This is a genomic window from Evansella cellulosilytica DSM 2522, assembly GCF_000177235.2.
GTDB classification, from domain to species: Bacteria; Bacillota; Bacilli; order Bacillales; family Salisediminibacteriaceae; genus Evansella; species Evansella cellulosilytica.
The window spans coordinates 2939111-2961557 of the sequence record NC_014829.1; the positions used below are offsets into that span (position 1 = coordinate 2939111).

Genomic DNA, 22447 nt, shown 5'->3' on the forward strand with positions numbered 1-22447 from the left:
TGAAATTATCCTCTTAAAATCCACTAACGGCGTAGGATTAAGAAACTTTTGTGAAGTCACTCTATCTCTGTTGTTAATTAGTACTTTATAACACGTTTACCACCATGTTTCATCAGCAGGATCATAGTGATACCACTCTTTGTTAAAATGCTTTGTTTTCTTGTAATGAACATGAAAACATTTTTCCTCATTCACCCATTTAACCGAATGAATGTTATCTAAAGAATGTTGCTCTTTTCTCACTTCACTTTCCCAAGCTAAGTAATGTTTGTACTGGACACCTAAAAATCTTTTAGCAAACCATACAAAATTACCGGCTAAGAAGGCACGGTCTGGTCCATTCCCTTTCCATGCTTGCTGTGCTAAAGCATTAAAGGCGTTACAGTTCAGTAAATCAATTAAAGTTATGTTTTCAATAGGTATTAACTGTTCAATTTTCTTAGGTGATTCATTATTAAAAACTTCCTGCAACTCTTCCCTTGTAAGTACTTCTGCCACTTTACTCAATCCCCCTTAATTCTCTTTCGCGTTGTGCCCAGGCTTCAATTTCCTCCTCAAACAACATGAAATTAGACTTTTCTCCATTCGGTTCCTCAACAACAGCACACCATTTTTCTATGCCATGAAAATGATTATTGCACTCACAGGTGATGGCCACTTTAAAATCTTTTGTAGGAACTGTAACAACCCAAAACTGCGGCAATAATTCTGTACGCTTAACCCCTTCTTCATCTGACAAAAATTCTTCTTTAACAAATTGAAGGTACCGTTTTTCTATATCCTCATGTGTGAATTTTGGTATTGGATTCATTAGACACCCGCTCCTCACATATTTCTTAGGAGATACTCCCACCATGCTCCTGCTCATTTAACCATCGCTGTATACTATCTCTTTTAAAAAGAACTCTTCTACCAATTCGAATGCAAGGTAATTTTTTTTCTTGAACTAATACATATACAAATTGAATGCTTAGGCCGAGATATTCTGCTACTTCCTGAGCTGTTAAAGTTGTTCTTTGAATAGGCAATTGATTAGATGTCGATTTCCCCATAATTGGCAACCTCCTTATTGGGTTGTTTATTTAAATATAAAACTTAGTTTTAGTTTCTTTTTGTGTTAACACTAAAGGAACCACTTTCGATAAAAAAAATATCATCAAAATTGACATTTAATTTATCAGTTATTTTCTTTGCTAGAACAGGACTAGGATTAGTATTACCATTTACAAGTTGTGATACGTAAGACTTTGTTATACCAATTTCCCTCCCTAATTTCGCTTGATTAAAACCTTTTTTTATCATTAATTCTTTAAGCTCCGGTTTTTTTACGTTGATTTTCACCATATTTCACCTACCTTCTGTCCCTTATAGTGCAATCCCTTATGGAACCATTCTAAAACATTATTTTAACTTTTTCAAGCATTTTTTGAATTTATTTTATATCAATTGTATACTTTGGTATGTATAATAAAGTGAAAGGAGGCGTTACTATTGGAACCTAAAGAGTTTGGATTATACCTAAAATCATTAAGAATAGAGAAGAATTTGACTATGAGAGAACTTGATAAAAGATCCGGTGTATCTCATTCTTATATTTCGAAAATGGAGAGTGGTCAAAAAGGAATTCCATCACCTGATATATTAAGGAAATTGGCGGAACCTCTGTCTGTTCGTTATCAGAAGTTAATGATTAAAGCCGGGCATTTCAGTGAAGATGAATATACTTCGATTAATGATTACGAGGCAAGAATTGAGGAGCTTGATACTAAATTAGAAAATGTTCTTGATGATTTATCTACTAATGGAGAGTTTTATTATGTGTTAATTGAAGACCTAATTCCTATTTTTAATGATGATTTCTTTACTGGTAGAGAACATGATAATTTTAATAAAACCTTTGATTATTTCCTCGAAGAAAAGGCAAATGATCCAGACTTTAATTACGATGCTTTAGATGAGTTTAATAAGTATTTCAGTGTTAAGTCTGTTAAGACTAATCTTATAAAATATGCAAGTGAAGAATACAAGGAACAGATACTTAAAAAACTGGAAGAAGTTGCAATGAAGCACAATTTATTAAGTTCAGTTTCATATGACTTAGATGAAATTATCGGGCTCGAAAACACAACTTACAAAAAACATACTTTTAACGATCAACGGCGAAAACTCTTAATTGCCTACTTAGATGCTTTATTTCAAGAAGAACAATAAATAATGTAGGAGGTGGGATTATTGGCTGGTAACGTCGAAAATCGAGGAAATAACAGATGGAGGTTAGAAGTTTCTCTTGGTGTGGATCAGGACGGCAAACGAATCAAAAAGCGGAAAACCATTACTGCAAAAAATAAAACAGAAGCGAAGAAACGTCTTGCTGAATTTGTAACCGAAATTGAAGCGGGTGAATATATTGACCCATCTAAAATGAAATTTAAAGATTTCGTGAAAGAATGGGAGACTAAGTACGGGATGAAACATCTAGGTGCTAAAACACTCGAAACCTACAAATCGATTATTAATAATTACTTAATCCCCACTTTCGGGAACAAAAAATTAGATGAATTCAAACCAATTAATATAATCAATTATCTTGATTGCTTGGGAGAAGATAATGCACGTAAGGATGGTAAAGAAGGTGGACTTTCATCATCTTCAATAAAGTATCACTATCGTGTTTTAAGAAATATTTTTAGTAGGGCTAAAGAGTGGATAATAATAAAAAATAATCCTGTTGAAAGTGTTAAACCACCTAAAGTTACTCAAGAAAAAACATCTGTTTATACAAAAGATGAAGTAATTGAGTTATTAGAATTACTTAAGAACGAGCCTATTCATCAAAAGTTGATGGTAACAGCTGCATTGATGGCCGGTTTAAGGCGTGGAGAGATATTAGGGCTACAGTGGGATGATATCGATTTAGATGCAGGTACAATAAGCATAAACCATTCTCTTCAGTATACAAAAGAAAAAGGATATGTTTTAGGTCCTCCAAAAAACAATTCATCCATAAGGAAAGTATCAATTCCAATGTATTTAGTAGAAGAATTTAAAAAATACAAACGCACGAAGAGTAAAGAACGAATTCAAGCTGCAGAATTATGGGAAGGTGGTAAGTACTTCTATGTCTTCTCCAGTTGGAATGGCAAACCTTTCTACCCAACAGCCGTAGGAACTTGGTGGAGAAGGTTTCTCAAGCGTAAAGGATTCAAATACATACGCTTCCATGATCTTCGCCATACAGCTGCAACACTTTTAATAAACGAAGGTGAACATGCAAAAACAATCAGCGCTCGCTTAGGTCATGCTGATATAAAAACAACAATGAATATTTATGGTCATTATCTTAGAGAGGCCGATGAAAAGGCAGCTAATAAATTGAATTCGATTTTTGGTAATACAAATGCTAAATAGCTTTTTTTTTGGACAAGCTTGGGGGCGGATTGGGGGCAGATTCCATAAAACCGCCCCCAATTAAATAGAATGGATATAACCAGTAACAAACAAACCCTTAAATAACAACACTTTATAGACTCAACCTGTTACAATAGAAATGCACCCTCCACTTTGACAGGGTGGAGGTCACTGGTTCGAACCCAGTACGGGTCACCATACATAAACCTACCAAAAAGCCCTTGATAAACAAGGGCTTTTCTTATATTTTGAACATAGAACGATGGTAGGACCAACAACCTGTCGTTTTATATCAGTTAAAGATTCAACCACAATCCTGGGATATTAGTTCTTTGCTGGGGATTATTATTTGCTATGTTCAGAGCAAGCTGTATTGCTCTCCTTGCATCAATTCTGCCAAAACGAATAGGTCCTCCTGAAACAGACTGATTTGCAGCTCGCTGAAGGATTACTCTCATTTCTCTGTTATTTAGCGTGGGGGTTGTTGATTTTATTAAAGCAGCGAGACCACTAATGAATGGTGCCGCTTGTGACGTTCCTGATGCAGCACTATACTCCGATAGAGAATTTCCTGATTCTTCATTTATATAAGTTGAAACAATCTCTTGTCCTGGTGCAGCTATTTCAACCCATGTTCCATAATTGGAGAACGAGGTAAGCTCATTGGTTTCGTTCGTCGCGGCAACTGCAAGTACTTGATTGTAAGCAGCAGGATAATGTTCCATATTCGTTGCATTGTTTCCAGCTGCACCAACGAGTAAAACTCCATTGTTATGCGCGTAGTTAACGGCACTCCTTAACGTTTCGCTGATCATTGTGGAGCCTAAGCTCAAGTTAATGACATCCGCTCCCTGATTTGTAGCGTAGATTATCCCTTCTGCTACATTACTCATCGTGCCACCACCAGTGTCACCCATCACTTTTATATTCATAATACCTGCGGAATTATAGCTAATCCCTGCAATACCGTTTCCGTTGTTTGTGATTGCAGCCGCTATTCCCGCAACATGAGTGCCATGACCGTGTACATCATCCACCGTCGACGAGTTTGAAAAAATTGCTTGGTGGATTACCTTACCTCTCAAGTCTTCATGATGACGACTTACACCTGTATCAAGGATGGCAATCGTTGATGAAATAGGAGAAACATTTGCTAGCTCCCATGCTTCTTGTGCGTTTACATTTTCTAATCCCCATTGCTTTTGAAGTAAAGGATCATTTGTTGTCGTGCTCGTATTATTATTAATAGAAGCTAGATCACTACTTGTCGATATTGGTTCCACTTGTATAAATTGGTCTTCTTCCACAAACCTCACAGATGGAGAAGAGGCATATTTCGTTAGACACGATGAAGCCTCATTATTCGGAACGCGAACAACATGCATCCCAATTTCTTTCATTTCCTTCACTAGCTTTGCTTTCATTTCTTTATGCATTTTTAAACAACTTGACCTTTTAGTCCTAGGCTTAAAGCAAACTACCAATTGTTGTAACGGAGCCATTAAAAAACATCTCCTTTTCAGTTAGTCTCTTTCAATCTATTCAAGGGAGTTATTGTAAGAAACGGTAGTTGTACTAGGAAAAGTAGATTTAGTTATACATTTAATTTATAGATAAATCGTTCATCGCTAGGAGTAGGTATTTCACATTATTAATGTGAATTGTCACTTTAGTTACTAGGTTAAAAGACAAATAGAATCATCCCAATGAAAAAAGCCACTCCTTCTTAGGAGCAGCTACTATTCATGCTAAAAAATTGATACTAAAAACATATGTACTAATTTAGTACTTACGGTATTAACACTGTATCAATAACATGGATTACACCATTTGATGTTTCAACGTCGGCTTTTACAACATTTGCATTATTGACACGAACTGGATCCAACGTAATGGTTAGTTTTTTCTTTGATAATGTTTTCACCTTCATTTTATCCTTTAAATCCTTTGCCATCACTTTATCAGCAACAACATGATATTGCAGGATATCTTTTAAATCCTTTCGAGCTAGAAGTTCTTCCGGTGTGATATTTAATTCCTTTAGTAGTTTTTCAAATGCTTCATCCGTTGGCGCAAAGACTGTATATGGTCCGTCCCCTTTTAATGCATCTACTAAATCTGCTTTTTCTAGTGCAGCCGCTAACGTCTTAAAGTTTCCAGCTTCAACAGCTGTATCTACAATATCCTTTCTAGTTTCTGTATTTTCCTCGGCTAATGCTCCGGTGACAAACGGTAACGCCATCATGAAAACAAGTAAAAAAACAACATAACCCTTTTTCATTTTTAAATCCTCCTTTTTTTTACATAAAATTTAGTTTTTATTACGAAACTCTCCACATCCCTATTTGTTAGCGGCGACACCTCCGTTATGTAATCTAAAATGTAGTATTTGTCTTAAATAAAATATCTATCCTCAAATGGTAAAAAATTAGTCCTAGTCTGAAAATAATATATATAAAAATAAACCTCACTCAACCGATCATTTTGTGACCGTTAAGCGAGGTTTAAATTAACTAAAGGCAAATCAAGTAGAATATAACAAACTCCCTCAATTTAATTATTGGAGGAATTTATATAAAATAGTTTTAAATCGTTTGTTACTCTATTCTTATAATGAATAGGCTTCAAGCTCTGCCTCAATCTGCTTTTTTATTTTTTCTAAGCATTCTTCGGGTGTTTTCGCAAAGATTCTTTTTCCATTTACGATAGCAAAGGGACTTTTTGCACACATGCCACAAAACGAAAGACAGGTGTTTTCTATAACTGCTACTTCTGGGTATTCACTTTCAATTATACCTTCAATATCTATGGAATGAATGAAATTACTCGAACATACTTCAACAACAACAATCCCCAACGAAATCACCTCAGGTTACTTTATGACTGAAATATATGGTCATCATATCATTATAAACAAATAGTCCATTATTTAAAATTATTTCATTCTCTAAACTCTAATCCCTATAAAATTGGCCTTTATTAAGTCGGATCACTTCGTCAGCTGATTCCGCAACGTTTTGTGCATGTGTAACGATAATGACACATTTCCCCTCATTATGAGCCAAGTCCTTAAATATTTTTATGATTCCTTCTGCTGTCTCTTGATCTAAGTTTCCAGTTGGCTCATCAGCTAGAATTAATTCTACATCACAAGCTAAAGCTCTAGCTATCGCCACGCGTTGCTGCTGACCTCCGGATAGCTTTAATACATTACGATTTGCTTCATCACTCGTTAACCCTACTTTATTTAAAAAGTCCATCGCTGTTTTTTTCTTATCTATGTCTTTAGACCCTGAAATTTCCATACCTGTAATGACATTTTGTAATGCAGTTAAATATGGTATGAGATTATAGGATTGAAATACGATAGCTCTGTTAGCCCGTCTATACTTTGTATATCCAATGTCACGAATACTTTTATCATTATATAAGACACTACCTGTTTTAGGTTTATCAAGCCCTCCTGCTAAGGCAATTGCTGTTGTTTTCCCAGATCCAGAAGGACCTAACATCGCATATAGTTTACCTTTTTCAAAGTAACAGTTTGCGTCCTTTAATATGTGAATGATCTCTTCTCCATCTTTATAAAAATAAGATACGTTATTGAATTCCAATATAGTGTTCATCTTTATCCTCCTAATCATTTTTAATGATTATGTCTCTAGGATTTAGTCTAAGTACAAAAAATGCTGGTATTGTAGTGGAAATGATGGAGAGTAATACTCCAATTCCGCCTAATAATAAAAGAACACTTCCTGATATACTTATATCGATATCACTAATGATTTCGATATGTTCAGCTCCACCTATTCCTAGTGTTCTTAAAAAGTCTTCCTCTGTTCCTACTGGTTCTCTTACTAAGCTAACTTCTTGTTCAAGTAAATGCGTTCCAACATATTCGCCTATTAAGCTTCCTGAAATACTTGATAAAGCAAAAGCTATAGCTACAAGGAATGCCACTTCAACCCAAAGCTGCCCCAAAATTTTCCTTTTACTTTCTCCTAATGAAATGAGAACGCCAATTTCATGAATACGTCCCTTCACAAATAGCATCATCAATAATATTAATATGACGAAACTTGATAGTAGTACAATATTCACCATAGTATTAGATAAATCACTCACCATTTCGAGTGGTCCCGCCATTTCTTCGTAGTAATCTGTACTCGTCATAAGAGAGAAATGATCGAAGTCCAATGAGCTTGTTTGTTTCGCCTTCTCGATGAACGGTGCCATATTCGAAACGCTGTCAAAATAAAACACTGCCTCCACCATTAAGCTATCATTCGTAAGTGGTTCTGTGAATGGTGTATATACTTGATTCCACGGCAATCGATGCTGAACATAGGTAACCGAGCTATCCAATACTACCGAGGTTTCATAAATACCGACGACTTCTAAAGATAAATCATCTAAAAATTTATTTGCTAATTCTATTGAATCTCCTATATTGATGTCATTTTCGTTTGCGATCGTGTTTTCTATCAACGCCAGATTCTTTCCTATATCATCCTCTGATAAGTGTCTACCTTCCAACAGCACATTTGTTCCATTATAAAATTCAGGCGATAATTGTGTCTTATTTACGAATTGCACTCCAATATTTTCTGCTCGTTGATAATCATACTGGTCTAGGTCAGATTCTGTTTCCACTGGTTCAAAATTACTGGCGACATATTCTATCGTATCGAAAAAGTGATATTCTGTAACGTAATCTATGCTTCCTAATAATTCTATTTCTTCCATAGGAATGAGCTCATATGGTATTGCATCGTTCATCCCTGCAGATTGAACGGCTTTTACATAATCATATTTTAATGTCACGTTTGTCCCCAATTTTTCTTTCGCCCATTCACTAGATTGTTTCGTCGCTGCTTGTATAGAAAGTCCTGCGAGAATGAGATTTCCAAGAACAAATAAAGTGATTAAAAGTATGAGACTTCTTCTTTTATTTCCCCACAAGCTCCAAATAGCCCTCATAAAAAAGTTCATCACTTCTCCCCCTATCAATCATGTTTTATTAGTATTGATCTTGGTTCATATCTTAATAGCATGAATGCTGGAATAATAATCGCGATGCAAATAATAAATAGACTTGAGAATGCATACGTAATAATGATAGGTAGTGATAATTGAACATTCAGTTCATCGTGCCTCTCAATCGATTCCGTTATTAACATGTTTTGCTCCATTAATGGTACTTCCTCTTCTACTGTTAACTCCCGATCAAGCAAATAGTTGGCTATTGATTGGGATATTGCTTGACCTGAAACAACCGACAAGCTAAATGCGATAATAGCAATAATTATTACTTCAGAGAGGATTTGACCGATGATCTTCAATCGACTTTCACCTAACGAAAATAAAATGCCAATCTCCTTTGTTCTCTCTTTTAAAGAAATCATGATAATCAAGCAAATGATCATTGCTCCCGCACCAGTAACAATATACAACATAATAGTCGAGAAGGAGGCAACATTCCCTATAGCACCTGTTATGTAAGAAAAAAGATCATCACTGGCATACATATGAAAAAGACCAAAATCTACTGGACTCTCAGCTCTAGCATCTTCAATAAATTGGTCAATATATTTGCCACTTTTTAAATAGAAAACGACCTCCCACACTAGTCCTTCTGTTAATCTATCATCAAAATAACGAGCCTCTGTATAAGGGATATAGATTTTATTATAAGGGCTTGACATATCCAATGAAAAAAAAGGATGATTCGGGTCCGGCCTTTGTTTCGTTTCATAAATTCCAACAATCTCAAATGGATGACTCGTATTTTCATGAAGTGGCTTTAATGATAGTGTATCTCCTACTTCTAGATCATTATGTATAGCAAGGTTTTTTTCTATAACCACTACATTATTTTTCTCATCTTCATCTGTAATATGGCGCCCATCTATTAATGTTTCCAGCTCCCTCTCAAACCCTTGTGCATATTCAGAAAATAATAGAGCTTCTATGTATATATTAGGTTGTTCAAAATGTTCCTCTATACTATCCCCATCATTTTCCGTACTTTCTGTATGACTTACGGGGGAGAAACCTTCTGCAATACTTGGTACGGCTGATTTATAGTTGTATGCAGTGACCAAGTCGTTTGTTTTTAATGATGTAGCCTCTTCCACATTAACCGGTGCTTCATTAACATCGGTGTTAGCTGCGTTGTTAAACTCTAGAATGACTTCATTCCCTATACTTTCTCTCGTATCCATATTTATTTGCTGAACACTAGATTGAATGGCTAAACTAGTTAAAACAAGATTATAAATAAAGAAAAGAATAAGGAACAATAACAAGTTTTTACCCTTTCTTACAATGACACTTTGTATTGCTCTACGAATAAAGTTCATGTTAATCGCTCCTTAAATTACAATTTACTCATAGCTATTTCATCCTCTTCGTACCACTTTGCTTGTTTTTAAAACATTTTATGATACTCTCCATTCACTGCAATAAGTTCCTCGTGTTTTCCTTCCTCTATTAATCTCCCCTCTTTTAATACTAGTATACGATCTGCTAGTTTACAGCTTCCGAGGCGATGGGTAATGAAAATGGCCGTTTTACCTTGAGATAGCCTCATAAAATCATTGAAAATTTCTGCCTCAGAAATAGGATCTAAAGAAGCTGTTGGCTCATCTAACACAATAATTTCCGCATTCCTCAAAAATGCTCTACTAATAGCAACCTTTTGCCATTGGCCCAGAGATATTTCTTGGCCACCAAAAAAATAAGGTCCTAATTCTGTATCATAGCCTTTGTCCAGTTGAGTAATAAATTTATGCGCACCTGATATCTGAGCAGCGCTTTTAATTCTTTCTACGTTATTAACTAATTCAGGTTTACCTACAGCTATATTATCTTTAGCCGTAAACTGGTATTGAACAAAGTCTTGAAATACTGCTGTCATGTATTTTCTTAGCTCTTCTTTATTTATATCTGCTAGGTCTAATTCGTTAATTAAAATTTCTCCTCTTAACGGTTTATACAAACCTAGTAGACATTTTGCCAACGTAGTTTTACCTGAGCCATTTTCACCTACAATAGCAATTTTTTCTCCAGGGTTAATACTAAATGATACATTGTCTAATACGTTTTTCTCATGTGATGGATAAGAAAATGATACACCATTTACCGAAATGGCATTGATAATATTAGGAAATGGTAGACTATTTTTTTCCTCGGAGTTCTCTGTTGGAAGAGACAGAAAAGAAAATAACGTACTAGTATAAAGAGCATCCTCATAAACATTAGCAACTTTATGTGCAATCTCATCCAACATAGTATGAACTTGTATTAGTGCTTGTGTTAATGCTACATAATGCCCGATCGTCACTCTCCCTAGTGCACCTAGCCAAATTAAAAATGCTGCAGCAAGAGTATTAACAACTATTCCACTAAGATCTACAAACGAGATATAAATTTCAGTTTTTTTATCTAAACTTAGTTTTTCTCTAGCATTCTTCCAGTATATATAACTCCAACGAGTAGTTAAAAAATCCTTCAATCCAAAAATTCTTATTTCCTTTGCAGCTTGCCTTGTACTTAATAAATCCAGTAAATACATAGATTTTCGTTCCGCTGGGGTTTGCTGGAGCATTTGTTGAAATCTCCATTTTCCAGTTTTAATATTTACAATTAATGAAGGAAAAATAATTGTTATGAGACTAAGAGCTAGTCCCCAATGAAAAGAAAATAAAATAACCAAAAATCCAGTTATAGTAACAGCGTTCTGAATAATTGAAAAACAGTTGTCAACAAATGACATTGCTCTCTCAGATTGACCACTGGCTCTCTCCAGTTGATTATAGTAATCAGCGTTTTCATATAGCACCAATGGAAGTCTAGAAGCTTTTTCTGCTACTAAACGGTCAAAATAATATTTGGTTTTATAATTTAATTTTGACATAAGATATCTATTAAAAGATTTTAGTAAGGTAGAAATAAAAAGAAACAAAAATTGTATTAGTAAAATTATAATTGCCCTTCTCATTTCTCCTACGCCAAATTGTGTTACTAAAGTTACTTGCTCAACTAATATTGTTGTTAAATATACTTGAATCAATGGCACTCCAATTTGTAACACTCTTAAGCAAATTGTTAATAGGAGTAGTGAGGGGGAAATTTTCATTAATATAGGTATCATTTTTAGTATATATTGAAATACTAATCTACTATTACTTTTTCCACTTAAAGTAGTATCACCCATCTTTATCTCCTTCTATAAGACTACCAAGGATATACAAAATTGTATATCCTTGGTTGATAAATATTAGCAATTACATTCTCTTCGAATAATTCTCTCATATCTTTCACCTGGACATCTTTCAGTTATAATGCGAATTTTAATTCCTCTTACTGGGTTACAGATATCCCGAGTGCAATAATTGCTACGTGTGCACATAATTCTCACCTCCTTTCAAAAATCTAACTTTTATACTGCTAAACCCTCATTTCCATCTGCCATTTTAATTAAGATATTCAAATCACCTTGTGCGTTATTAATAACACCCTTTGATAACACGTATCCCTCTGGTGATAAAAAATAGGCAAATGGAAACACATTCGTTTTAGTTTTAATCAGGTCATCGTTCGTTATTAAGTGAATAGGAACATCTATTTCAAAATCTTTTATTTTTTTATCAAGCTCATTTTTTTCACCTTCCGAAAAGAGAAAAACTGGTAATTCTGGATTCATTTTTGAAAACGATGTCAAATCTGGGTACACTTCATCACATACACTACATGTTGTTGAGCTAAAAATGACAATAGACCCCAAAACTCCTTTCTGGTTAATATTAATCGTTTTATTTTCTAAAGTTTGTATTTCTAATTTTGGGAATAAATCACCAACTGGTAAACCAGAATCTCTTCGTGGTAGAAACTCTTCTTCATTTACAAGATTTCTTTTTTCCGCCATTTTAAGATTTTGCACAGTCTTAAATAAAATGATCAAAGCTATCGAAACAACAATCAACAATGTCCATAATACGAAATGCGAGATTATAAATATATCTATCATAAGTATTCACCTTTCATGTTTTTATTAAATTTTTTTAATAAGAGTAAAAAGCTATATATAATAATAGTTGAGATAGTTATCATGACAGAAGTAATAATCTCAAGAGAAGAGTGACTCCAAATGGATATGTGATTATAGTTTATTAACAACCACACCGTAATAAAAAATAATATTAATATTTTTAGAACACTTCCTAAGCCTAACGATTCATCGGCTAATGTTCCAAAACAGTTACAATTGACTTTATCTACAATATGAAATGATTTCCACGTTGCAATCGAAAAGCAAATAATTAGTGTGAATATTCCGATAAATGATAACAAAAATATAGCTGGAAACAACAAAGATACTCCAACAACCACTTCTAATAACGATAACATTATTGCAATTACAGATGAAAATTTTTTTGAGAAACCTAACTCTTTGATTGTATCTATAAAATTACTTATAGAGATTAGCTTAGAAATACCTGAAATAATAAATATAACTATTAAGAATACTTGAAAAAAAACATAAATACTCACTACTAACGTGACCCTCCTTTGTAATTCTAGTTTGTAAAGTTAACAGTTAGTACAGTAGTATCATTTTTAGATTTGCTGATTCCACGTATTAATACTATTCATTCCATGTCACCGGAAATAAAGTTTATATTAAAAAGTTAACTCTAAATGTAATCGTTTACAATAGAGAACAAATAAAATATATCTTATTAACTAGTAAAAATATAATAAAATAGTTAAATATTACCATAATATTGAGAATTAGTAGATTTTAAAATTTATTTTTACTGTAATGTCTTCAGAAAATGCCCCTAACTCTAACCGATTATTCACACCTGTTGACTAGAATCTCAAATAAAAATGAGATGACTCCTGTAATCACCTCATTTCTGCTTGCTATGACTTTAATTGTCCTCGATGGCTGCTACATTTCACTATAATATGATACGACTAAAATTACTTCCCATTCACAAAAATCTTTTTTATGAGTATAAAAATATTAACATAAACAATCGTAGCACGTATTAAAAATCCAGAGATTGGTAGATCTTCTGCACCAGTCCAAAAATCCATTATTTCACTTTTCCAGTGTCCCTAAGCAATGTGCGTAGCCGTCACAATCGTTTAAAAGCCTGATAGGAGTGGGTTTATCCTATCAGGCGCGCGACGAGCGTAACCATTGCAATACAAATAAAAGGCACTGAAAAAGTTGTTTTGTACTTTTTCAGTGGCCTCAAAGAACGCCACTTTTTCAGAGCCCTTCAATAGTTACCTTATTCAGAGGTCCCTAAAATCACCTTTTGAGTACCCCCTCTCTTATCCTTACTAATCTTTATATACTCGTTTTAACGCTTCCTTCATTTCTGGTTTAATGTTTATTTTTGGTCTTGCATCCTTTGCCATTTTTTCCGCTTCTTCAATTGTTTTCGCCTTACCTAATGCTAAAAGTGTACCTACTGCAACGGAACCAGTGCGGTTACTTCCCCCTTGACAATGGACATAAACATTTTTTCCTTCATGGTACGATTTTACAATATTATCGACTGACTTTTTAATTGCCTCATCTTGATTTTCCGCATCATCGACAATTGGACAATGGACGCGATTATATTGAGAGTCACTATCTAGAGATTCGGCTCTTAAATCATAAACGACGTCCACCTTTTCGTTTTCTAGCATTTCTTCCACATCGTCAGCTCCACCAATGTAAATGCGCTCTTTAAGCAGTTCCTGATAGTTTTTATTTTTCATAATAATCTCCCTTCATTACCCATTTGTTGTGACTATGTACTCACATATGTCTAAATAAATATAATTCATTGTTCATTTTTAACTTCAGGTCACTCGCCTTCCATAGGCAACACTCAAGCCTACCTGGATCGCACCTTCCGCAATAATCAAGGTAACCTTTTAACTTAGTCTATTATAAGATGTATTTTCATTAGTATAAAATTTAATGCTTGATTGTGCATCATGCATTATTATTAAACGATATCATTTCTGCTTTAATATTTGTCGCACTCCTAAAAACAATCCAGATAGATCACCTTCATTGTTAAATAAAAAGCGAATGGGGGTTTCTGATTCATTCATGTTTATTGTAAACAAGTGCTCTCCAACAGGACGCATTTGATACGATTTTCCTTCGCTTTGAAAATAGAGTTGATGATCTTCTTTTACTACGGACATTTCTGCACCTTCACCAGACTCAAAGCTAGCAACATACTTTTTATAATCTTCACTGCTCAATTCATAATCGTCATAAGTAGAAAGGGGAGTCTCTGGGGCAAGCTCTTGTATAGCATTAAAAGCAGCAACCATTAACTTAAATGCCGGTACTCCTACTAAATTGGTTAATACAACACTTGCCAAGCCCTTTTCAGGGATGACACCAAAATTAGAAGATACACCTTTTAGACTTCCACCATGCTCAACGAGGGTACCACCATTGTAATTTGGGGTAATCATTAGACCGTAACCATAAAATTTGTTTTCTTGAAACTGTACATGTGGATGAATCATTGTTTTTACACTTTCTGCTTTTAAAATTTGTATATCACCAACCTGGCCACTATTACGGAAAATTTCCGTGTAGCGCATCATATCATCGAGAGTAGATCGAAGAAATCCTCCTGCGTACATTGCCTTTGAATCCCACCATGTGTCTGAAGCGTATACTTCTTTTTCTCCATCACTGTCAGTAGTTGCATAAATGGTCGTTGCTTTCGGTGATGATAACACTATATTAAGGTCGAATGTACTGTTCTTCATTCCTACTGGTTTTAAAATATTTTCGGTCACGTATTCGTCATAACGTTGCCCACTTACTTGCTCAATAATAGCACCCAATAATGCATAAGAATCATTGGAATAACTAAATTGTGTCCCGGGATCTCCTAGCAAGTCAATCTGTAATTCAGAAAGAAACTTAATCAATTGATCATTATTATCAATCGGATCATGCTGTAACAATCTGTCACGTTGTTTTTCTGAAACAGATGAATCTTCCTCCATCGTTCGTCTCATTGCATGATAAAGCGTTGGCAACGGTGGGAGTCCTGCTGTATGGGTAAGAAGATGATGAATCGTAATTTGTCTTGTATGCTTTTCATTACCGAGAATGAGGTTAGGTAGGTATGTAATGACTTTATCATCTACCGCCAGTTTTCCTGCCTCTTGTAATTGCATAATCGCTACTCCAGTAAATGACTTTGTTATAGAAGCAATACCAAAAATTGTGTCATTTGTTACTTCCTTACTTTTTTCTACGTTTCGGTGACCGAAGCCACGTTCATAAATCAATTCTCCATCTTTAGCGACACCAACTGCAGCTCCAGGTACTTTGTATTTACTAAAAATGCCATTCGCAAAATCTTCAAAACTTGAAATCCAGTTTAATTTCCCCATTAAGAACCTCACTTCTTTCTATATCATTTATTTCTATACTCTAAATATTCCACTTATTTACCTTAAATCCTCTATATTTTCTATTTCCTATTTTCTGGTCGCCACAGTGCCCTCCACTTGAGAAGTGGAGGGCACATAAGGAGGGAGACTCAACAGGTAAAAATCAACCTATTGAGTCTCCCCCTGAGTGTAGTTTATTAGCAAGACTCCCCAGAAAATAGGGAACCACGTGAATAGTCAAGATATCTTTTTCTGATATAGTCAGTAGGATCATTAAACATGTATTTAACTACATATTAGCTTCTATCTCTTTTACTTCCTTTTTAACATCTTCATTAGTTAATCCATTGTCTTTTCTCTTCTCAGCAAGATTAGCTAATTCAGTAAATATTTTGCTGTCTGTAGAAACTTTTACGTTGTAATTGTTAAAGTTATTGTCCAACAACTCTTGAGCTTGTTGACGACGATCCTTTAACCAAAGACGATCAAAATGTTTCACTTTAAATGCAGTATAAATATACTCGTCTACAACTATTGCTACAGACTCTGTAACACCTTCTATTGAATCAACAAGCCGAAGTACTTCGTCATGAGTTTGCTCATCCGTCACCCCTTGTTTAACGGCTGTACCTTTTAATGATTTTTTTTCCGGATCTTCAATAAGGAGGTTTAGTACATAATTTTTTAAGTCCATCATTCTAAATTTTTCAGGCTTTTTATCGGTACCTGCTATTATTAACGCTGCTAAAGTATCATTTTTATGGATACCGCCATGCTCGCCACCATCTGGGTGTGTCGGAATACCCTCTTCCCAAAATGAATAGCCTGGTTCGGCAGCTAATATTAACTTCGGTGTTTCATGACTTTTTAGTGATGTGTAAAGCTGGTTAAAAACATCAGGATAATTAATATAAGATATTTCGTTTTTTTCATGATTCATATTTATTGAAACTACGTCTGGGTCACCTATTATTGACCATGTCTGGTCATACCTATCGGACCATTCACCACCACGTTTAAAGGAAAGAACATTTCCATCATTAGACGAACTAACAGATACCCAATCGTCATTTTCATCATCTAACCATGCTGCCATAGCGATACGTTCATCCATAACTGCTTGCTCAGCTAGCTCACGTAATATTCCATTATTATGAATATCATATACATAGGTCATACGCTGATTTATTCCAAATGCAATCTCTCCTTGAGACATTTCTTCACCAAGTGGTACTGTTTCATAATTTCCGTATAGTTCAGGTAAATTGATTGTTAAACTTTCTTCATCTTCTAATAGTTTATCTTGACCATGATCACCTAGCACGATAAATATATTCTCTTCTAGGGCATCTTCCCAGCTATCGTATGCGTTTAATATCCCTTGCAAATACTTATCAACTTCCTCGAATCCAACTCGATAATGTGGACTGTGCTTATGAGCAGTTTTATCGAAGTCAGGGAAAAAAATGAGTGTGAAATCAGGCTGATCTCCTTGTTTTATAAGCTTTTTCATTATTTCCATAGAAAACTCATCGTTTAATCCGTAACGATGAAAAATATCATCTGTAAAATTTCCTTCATCTATGCTATTAGGGATGGATAATTTTCCGAATGCAAATGTTTCTGGTGCTCTTGTTTCGATCGTTTCTGGTAATCCTAGCACATCATCTGTAATAAAGGGGAGTTCCAACTCTCGTAAATGGTTCCCTCGATATACAATCGTATTGATTGCTCCAGAAGTTAAGTTTTCTTCATCTAACTCCTCAAAAATTGTTTTACTACTTGGATTTAAGTGGGTGTTATTTAAATGATACAGTGCATCATAAACACTTTCCGATAGACCTAACCGTAACAGTGTTGGAACAGATGTTCCATAATTGATAATCCTGTCTTCCGATTGACTGTACCAAGATAATCCAGGAATATGGTGCTCATCTGCCATTTCACCAGTCAGTAATGTGCTTTCAATCGTTACAGACATCGTTGGGAATGGTGCAACTAAATCGTTATAATATTGTCCCTCATTCATTAAAAACTCAAGTGCAGGAATATTATTTTTTTCTGCACTACTATTTATTAAAGATCCCATCATAGTATCAACGATGATCATCACTACTTTTTTATCTTGAAAATCACTTTTCGTTTCTTCCTCAAAACCTTGATAGTTAGGATTCACTTGGCATGAAGATAAAATGAGCAGGATGATAACCATTAATTTTTTCATACAGACCTCCTTAAAAGGACTTCATGTTTTTTAGCATTATCATTCGACAAAACATACATAGCCTATTAAGAAATTATCATGCCTAGTTTACACATATTTTATGAATTAAGATTGCGTAGCTTCCAATCTTACCTTCAGTATTTAATTTAACTGCTTTGGGGCAGATGACTCACACTCCAAGCCTTGCTATCTGCCCTAAAATTATTTACAATCAATGGTTCGCACTCACCGCTTCCGATCACACTTTACTGGGCTTACTATCACCAAAAAAAATACCTGCCACATTTCAAATGATTGGCAAGTATTTTTATCGATCGGTACTCTCTATTGTTCTGTCACTGCAAACACTTTTACTTCTGGTGCTTGTTTAAAGTAGTCTTTCGCCTTTTTTCCGAAGTTTTTAAAATGTTCTGTTTCATTATGAATATCTATCGCTTTTTGGTCGACCCACTCTTCTAACATGACAAATTGATTTGGTGCTTCTGTATCCTCATATAAACGGTAAGTAATGTTTCCTTCTTCCGCCTGAGATCCTGTTATTAATGGTTTCACTTCTTCTAGAAAAGCATCACGTTTTTCCTCTTTAACATGTATATGTGCATGTATAATGTGCATGTGTACACTCCCTTTCATAAAGTAATTTATGTTATGTACCAATATTATTTTTTTCGTGATTAATTAAATCATTCATATTTTCGGATTTAGTAAAATAAATTAAAAGAGGGACAAGTTTTCTGCCCCTTCTTTCATCATTAATCTAGCACCCTAATTTGTACTGTTTGTCTTCCAAATCTTAATGCATCAGAACGATTTGGCATAAAGATATCAATTTTATTACCTACAATCGCGCCACCGATGTCAGCAGCTAAGAAAGTCCCATAGCCTCTTACCTCTACTCTAGAACCAAGTGGTATAACGCTAGGGTCAACAGCAATAACCTTTGCATTAGGATTTGCCCTTAAGTCAATTCCAGTACTCGTGACCCCAGAGCAACCTACACAGTTAGCAGTATAAGCTGTAGCTTCAAATGTTCTCCAATTTGCATCATTAGAGGTAGTATTTGAACTTTCTTCATTACTTGAGTTAGACCTACTAACAGTATTATTTGCTGCTTCTCTTTCAGCTTGAGCACGGGCTTCTATTTCCTTTTGTCTTTCCTCTTCGAGACGCGCTTCTTCTTGACGACGTGCCTCTTCTTCTATGCGATCACGAATTTCTTGCTCCTGTGATGCAAGTTGTTGTTCATCTGTAACTAATTGAGCAATTAATTCCTCTTGTTCTCTTTCATTAGCTTTCATTTCGTCTCTCAGTTGTAATGTTTCCTCTTTTTGTTGTTCTATATCTTCGTGGATAAGCTCTAATTCTACCACTTGATTGACTAGTTGAAATAAAGTTTCCTCATACTCCTCTTGTACCTCGAAAAGCTCCTGCTGATTACTTTCAAGCTGGTCAATAAAATGATTATCTGCTTGTGCAATTTTTGTTATAGACAATAGACGATTAACAAAGTCACCGAAGCTCTCTGCTCCTAAAACTACCTCTAGATAAGAGATGTTTTGATTTCCGTGTCTTTGGTACGATCTCGCACGCTCTTTTAATAGATCAACGCGTTGATCTATATCATTTTGTAGAAGTTCGACATCTAAATCGAGTTCTTGAATCTCGGCTTCATTTTTTGCTATTTTTTCTTCAATCTCTTCTATCAATTTTTCATTTTCTTCTATTGTATTATTAAGATCTGTGAGCGTTTGATTTAATTGTTCTAGCTCTTGGGCTAATTGAACAAGCTCACTTTCAGCATAAGAAAGTTCTTCTTGAACTTCTTCACGCTCTTGCTGTATTCGATTCTGATCATTCTCAAGTGCCTCTGTAGCTTGTACAAAGCTAGGAGCAACGATGATCATCATCAACAGTACTACTATTTTTTTTAGCACACCGTCTTCCCCCTAAGAGTGATTAGTGTCTAATTTAGACTACGATTTACGAAAACTCGTCTTCAACAACAATATCAGACAAACATCACAAAAATGTAAAAGGAATATTGCAATCGTGTAACAAAATAGTTTTTTAACATTTTAGTGACAAATACATTTATAAGATAAGAGGCTGTCCCAAAAGCAAATAAAATTTCTGGCAATGACTCCACTCGCCGCGCACCAACTACAAGAAACCCACTTACAATGGGCTTTATAAGAGATTGCGGCCGCTCCGTACATTGTTTAGAGGATGACTCAAAAGGTGAAAATTCGACCTTTTGAGTCATCCTCCTTACGATACTAGTTATCATTTTTTCTAGGGACAACTATTAAATTGTTTTTTCACCTACATTAAAATTTCTAGCATGCTCTCTTTTTATTTTGTTCATATATAAAACGCACTCTCTCCTTATCATCGTAATTTAATACACATCTTTAGAAAAATACCGTTTAAGAGATTCGGCACATAATTGAAAGCTCACCATTGTAATCGTTATTGCTAGTGCGGGCATTAATGGGATCCAAAAGCTATTGCGTAAATGATCCCGTGAATCAGCTAGCATTGAAGCCCACGTTCCAAATTGATTTTGAATAACAATTGGACCTCCATCAGTTGTAAACCATTGTTGAGATATAAACATTGACAAAAAGCCAATTTGTCCTAGCAAGAGCATCACCTTTGAAAGCTCTAGCATAAATAAAACGGCTATCGTTGGGCCTATGTGTCGTAAATCATATTTTCTAAGTTTATATAATACGCTTGACCCCGTCATCGTACTAGCTTCATAAAAAGCCTCGCGGTGAAAACTATTTACTTCATTACTAATTACAAAAGCTAGTCTTCCTACTTCCATGATGACGATAAATAAAACTACTAAAATCGTTCTCCATGATGCAGCCTCTATAATAGGTAAGTTTATGAATAAAATAACTAGAAACAATACTGGCAATGCCGATAAATAGTGATGGCATTTTTCTAGAGTGGAATAATAGAATCCTTTTTTCTTTTTAGCAAGATAACCTAAAGGTAAAGCAAAGCAAAAGCGTAAAAAAGTAATTAGAACTACAAGGAATATCGTATTTTTTCCATATAAGACTAGCTGTTGAAAAATATCTTGTCCTAATTCATCTGTACCAAGCCAATAGTTTGAGGAAGGTGAAAATGGTGGAAAAATGCGAGATCCATTTTGGTCGTAATCGAATACTACTTCTTCAATCACCCCACTCATAAAAAACGGTAATATGAAGCAAAAAGTAAACACTATACTTATTAAAACTGCAGTAGTGACATATAGCTTCTTCATTATATTCCCCTCCTGTCTAAATAGCTCGTAATGAGGGACTGTAAACAATGTACAATATAGCTCACTAGTATAAAGCACCCTAGGAGAGAAATGATTAACTCTGGTTCAAACATATGGTCCGATACCATCGACCGATAACTCCCCCGTATATCTGCATTATGAAATCCCATTGCTAAATACAGTCTATATGCAGCGCCTCGCATATAAAATAAATACTCAAACAATAGAAGGTTACCCATAATCATGATCATAATAGAATGAATATGTTGAGACACCTTATTCGCGATATTCATCCCTTGGTGCTTAAGTAAAATGATTATAGGAGAAACCCCCTTACTTCTTGCTGTATCCACATATTTCTTTTTCGCCTCACTGTCTAGTGACGTCACAACGATCATTGCTAAATAGGCACTTGGATATAAGGCTACAATGAAGACAGCTAATGGAATACTGTACCAATGATCAAAACTATAGACAGAGAATGTAGGTAATCCCCACTGAAATAAATGAAATAACCCTACTTGTATAACGATGTAAATAAAGAAATCTGGTAATGATTGAATCCCCCAAACGATGGGATACGCTATGTATTTAGTGCGCTTGTTTTGTGTGAAATAAAGAATTACGCCGAGTAATACACCGATAATAAGCGCCAGTAAAAAAGCACCTAACATAATCGGAAGACTCCTCTGAAAAAAATAGATGGAAACGTCATGAACGACAGATGTGCCATATAAAGTTGTTCCTAAATCTCCGTGTAACACCCCAGAAAAGAAAGTCTTTATATTATCAAAGTATATGGTCCAATCCATATAATAACTTCTTTCTATGTGGTACTCAAACACATCAAAATACACCCCACGTGGTAGAAGTGCTAGAAGGATGATCGAAATAAATAATAATAAATAGATTAAAAGAATAAAGAATTGTTTAGTTAGTATTTTCATTATTTATTACCTCGCTATTTTTTTGAATATTCATAAATATTTTAACACATTATTTGTTTAGAAAGTCGAAATATTATGGTCCTTTATGAATTGTTTATTAGTTAAGGTGTTCACATTTACACAGAGAGACAGGTATAGTGCCCTTCC

The 22447-nt window shown here is 34.8% G+C and carries 22 protein-coding genes; 2 read left to right on the forward strand and 20 right to left on the reverse strand.

The window, feature by feature from the left end; genetic code table 11:
- Positions 1-96: 96 nt before the first annotated feature.
- Genes BCELL_RS13630 through BCELL_RS13645 form a run of 4 tightly spaced genes read right to left on the reverse strand, consistent with a single transcriptional unit; the run spans position 97 to position 1344 of the window.
- On the reverse strand, positions 97-498 hold the full coding sequence (locus BCELL_RS13630; protein WP_013489336.1) for a hypothetical protein: 402 nt from the start codon (positions 496-498) through the stop codon (positions 97-99).
- 1 nt (position 499) lies between these two features.
- Positions 500-811, reverse strand: a complete 312-nt coding sequence (locus tag BCELL_RS13635; protein WP_013489337.1) for a hypothetical protein — start codon at positions 809-811, stop codon at positions 500-502.
- Positions 812-836: 25 nt separating this feature from the next.
- A complete protein-coding gene (locus BCELL_RS13640; protein WP_013489338.1) occupies positions 837-1052 on the reverse strand; it encodes a helix-turn-helix domain-containing protein in 216 nt (71 codons plus the stop codon).
- Positions 1053-1101: 49 nt separating this feature from the next.
- Complete coding sequence (locus BCELL_RS13645; RefSeq protein ID WP_013489339.1) at positions 1102-1344, reverse strand: helix-turn-helix transcriptional regulator; 243 nt, start codon at positions 1342-1344, stop codon at positions 1102-1104.
- Between the two features lie 147 nt (positions 1345-1491).
- On the opposite strand from BCELL_RS13645, the gene BCELL_RS21685 reads away from it, so the two are divergent.
- Positions 1492-2211, forward strand: a complete 720-nt coding sequence (locus BCELL_RS21685) for a helix-turn-helix domain-containing protein (RefSeq protein ID WP_013489340.1) — start codon at positions 1492-1494, stop codon at positions 2209-2211.
- A 21-nt stretch (positions 2212-2232) separates the two neighbouring features.
- On the forward strand, positions 2233-3408 hold the full coding sequence (locus BCELL_RS13655) for a tyrosine-type recombinase/integrase (protein ID WP_013489341.1): 1176 nt from the start codon (positions 2233-2235) through the stop codon (positions 3406-3408).
- Positions 3409-3704: 296 nt separating this feature from the next.
- Here BCELL_RS13655 and BCELL_RS13660 read toward each other — a convergent pair whose 3' ends face one another.
- The 16 genes from BCELL_RS13660 to BCELL_RS13740 form a co-directional block, all read right to left on the reverse strand.
- Positions 3705-4910 carry a S8 family peptidase gene (locus tag BCELL_RS13660; RefSeq protein ID WP_013489342.1) on the reverse strand — a complete coding sequence of 402 codons (1206 nt, stop codon included), beginning with the start codon at positions 4908-4910 and terminating at the stop codon, positions 3705-3707.
- A gap of 287 nt (positions 4911-5197) precedes the next feature.
- Positions 5198-5689 carry a fasciclin domain-containing protein gene (locus BCELL_RS13665; RefSeq protein ID WP_013489343.1) on the reverse strand — a complete coding sequence of 164 codons (492 nt, stop codon included), beginning with the start codon at positions 5687-5689 and terminating at the stop codon, positions 5198-5200.
- Between the two features lie 327 nt (positions 5690-6016).
- Complete coding sequence (locus tag BCELL_RS13670) at positions 6017-6265, reverse strand: YuzB family protein (RefSeq protein WP_013489344.1); 249 nt, start codon at positions 6263-6265, stop codon at positions 6017-6019.
- A gap of 97 nt (positions 6266-6362) precedes the next feature.
- The gene (locus BCELL_RS13675) at positions 6363-7034 is read right to left on the reverse strand and encodes an ABC transporter ATP-binding protein (RefSeq protein ID WP_013489345.1); all 672 of its coding nucleotides are present in this window, start codon (positions 7032-7034) and stop codon (positions 6363-6365) included.
- Between the two features lie 10 nt (positions 7035-7044).
- A complete protein-coding gene (locus tag BCELL_RS13680; protein WP_013489346.1) occupies positions 7045-8400 on the reverse strand; it encodes an ABC transporter permease in 1356 nt (451 codons plus the stop codon).
- A 14-nt stretch (positions 8401-8414) separates the two neighbouring features.
- Complete coding sequence (locus BCELL_RS13685; RefSeq protein ID WP_013489347.1) at positions 8415-9770, reverse strand: ABC transporter permease; 1356 nt, start codon at positions 9768-9770, stop codon at positions 8415-8417.
- 68 nt (positions 9771-9838) lie between these two features.
- Positions 9839-11626 carry an ABC transporter ATP-binding protein gene (locus BCELL_RS13690; RefSeq protein ID WP_013489348.1) on the reverse strand — a complete coding sequence of 596 codons (1788 nt, stop codon included), beginning with the start codon at positions 11624-11626 and terminating at the stop codon, positions 9839-9841.
- A 225-nt stretch (positions 11627-11851) separates the two neighbouring features.
- Positions 11852-12439, reverse strand: coding sequence for a TlpA family protein disulfide reductase (locus BCELL_RS13695; RefSeq protein WP_013489349.1), 588 nt, complete (start codon positions 12437-12439; stop codon positions 11852-11854).
- On the reverse strand, positions 12436-12963 hold the full coding sequence (locus BCELL_RS13700) for a MauE/DoxX family redox-associated membrane protein (RefSeq protein WP_013489350.1): 528 nt from the start codon (positions 12961-12963) through the stop codon (positions 12436-12438). The genes BCELL_RS13695 and BCELL_RS13700 overlap by 4 nt, the downstream gene beginning before the upstream one ends.
- Before the next feature lie 804 nt (positions 12964-13767).
- The gene (locus BCELL_RS13705; RefSeq protein ID WP_013489351.1) at positions 13768-14193 is read right to left on the reverse strand and encodes a protein-tyrosine phosphatase family protein; all 426 of its coding nucleotides are present in this window, start codon (positions 14191-14193) and stop codon (positions 13768-13770) included.
- Positions 14194-14436: 243 nt separating this feature from the next.
- Positions 14437-15849: a serine hydrolase domain-containing protein gene (locus BCELL_RS13710; protein ID WP_013489352.1), complete on the reverse strand. Its 1413-nt coding sequence runs from the start codon at positions 15847-15849 to the stop codon at positions 14437-14439.
- Positions 15850-16138: 289 nt separating this feature from the next.
- Entirely contained in the window at positions 16139-18073 is a 1935-nt protein-coding gene (locus BCELL_RS13715) for an alkaline phosphatase family protein (protein WP_013489353.1), read from the reverse strand.
- Between the two features lie 324 nt (positions 18074-18397).
- Entirely contained in the window at positions 18398-18688 is a 291-nt protein-coding gene (locus BCELL_RS13720; RefSeq protein ID WP_013489354.1) for a putative quinol monooxygenase, read from the reverse strand.
- Positions 18689-18825: 137 nt separating this feature from the next.
- Positions 18826-20007, reverse strand: coding sequence for a 3D domain-containing protein (locus BCELL_RS21690; protein WP_013489355.1), 1182 nt, complete (start codon positions 20005-20007; stop codon positions 18826-18828).
- Between the two features lie 464 nt (positions 20008-20471).
- Positions 20472-21353: an ABC transporter permease subunit gene (locus BCELL_RS13735; RefSeq protein WP_013489356.1), complete on the reverse strand. Its 882-nt coding sequence runs from the start codon at positions 21351-21353 to the stop codon at positions 20472-20474.
- Positions 21353-22300, reverse strand: coding sequence for an ABC transporter permease subunit (locus BCELL_RS13740; protein WP_013489357.1), 948 nt, complete (start codon positions 22298-22300; stop codon positions 21353-21355). The genes BCELL_RS13735 and BCELL_RS13740 overlap by 1 nt, the downstream gene beginning before the upstream one ends.
- Positions 22301-22447 lie beyond the last annotated feature (147 nt).

Coding starts and splice junctions, on each gene's coding strand:
- BCELL_RS13635 (WP_013489337.1), bottom strand. CDS start 811: ATGAATCCAATACCAAAATTCACACATGAGGATATAGAAAAACGGTAC.
- BCELL_RS13640 (WP_013489338.1), bottom strand. CDS start 1,052: ATGGGGAAATCGACATCTAATCAATTGCCTATTCAAAGAACAACTTTA.
- BCELL_RS13645 (WP_013489339.1), bottom strand. CDS start 1,344: ATGGTGAAAATCAACGTAAAAAAACCGGAGCTTAAAGAATTAATGATA.
- BCELL_RS13660 (WP_013489342.1), bottom strand. CDS start 4,910: ATGGCTCCGTTACAACAATTGGTAGTTTGCTTTAAGCCTAGGACTAAA.
- BCELL_RS13665 (WP_013489343.1), bottom strand. CDS start 5,689: ATGAAAAAGGGTTATGTTGTTTTTTTACTTGTTTTCATGATGGCGTTA.
- BCELL_RS13675 (WP_013489345.1), bottom strand. CDS start 7,034: ATGAACACTATATTGGAATTCAATAACGTATCTTATTTTTATAAAGAT.
- BCELL_RS13680 (WP_013489346.1), bottom strand. CDS start 8,400: ATGAACTTTTTTATGAGGGCTATTTGGAGCTTGTGGGGAAATAAAAGA.
- BCELL_RS13685 (WP_013489347.1), bottom strand. CDS start 9,770: ATGAACTTTATTCGTAGAGCAATACAAAGTGTCATTGTAAGAAAGGGT.
- BCELL_RS13690 (WP_013489348.1), bottom strand. CDS start 11,626: ATGGGTGATACTACTTTAAGTGGAAAAAGTAATAGTAGATTAGTATTT.
- BCELL_RS13695 (WP_013489349.1), bottom strand. CDS start 12,439: ATGATAGATATATTTATAATCTCGCATTTCGTATTATGGACATTGTTG.
- BCELL_RS13705 (WP_013489351.1), bottom strand. CDS start 14,193: ATGAAAAATAAAAACTATCAGGAACTGCTTAAAGAGCGCATTTACATT.
- BCELL_RS13710 (WP_013489352.1), bottom strand. CDS start 15,849: ATGGGGAAATTAAACTGGATTTCAAGTTTTGAAGATTTTGCGAATGGC.
- BCELL_RS13715 (WP_013489353.1), bottom strand. CDS start 18,073: ATGAAAAAATTAATGGTTATCATCCTGCTCATTTTATCTTCATGCCAA.
- BCELL_RS13720 (WP_013489354.1), bottom strand. CDS start 18,688: ATGCACATTATACATGCACATATACATGTTAAAGAGGAAAAACGTGAT.
- BCELL_RS13735 (WP_013489356.1), bottom strand. CDS start 21,353: ATGAAGAAGCTATATGTCACTACTGCAGTTTTAATAAGTATAGTGTTT.
- BCELL_RS13740 (WP_013489357.1), bottom strand. CDS start 22,300: ATGAAAATACTAACTAAACAATTCTTTATTCTTTTAATCTATTTATTA.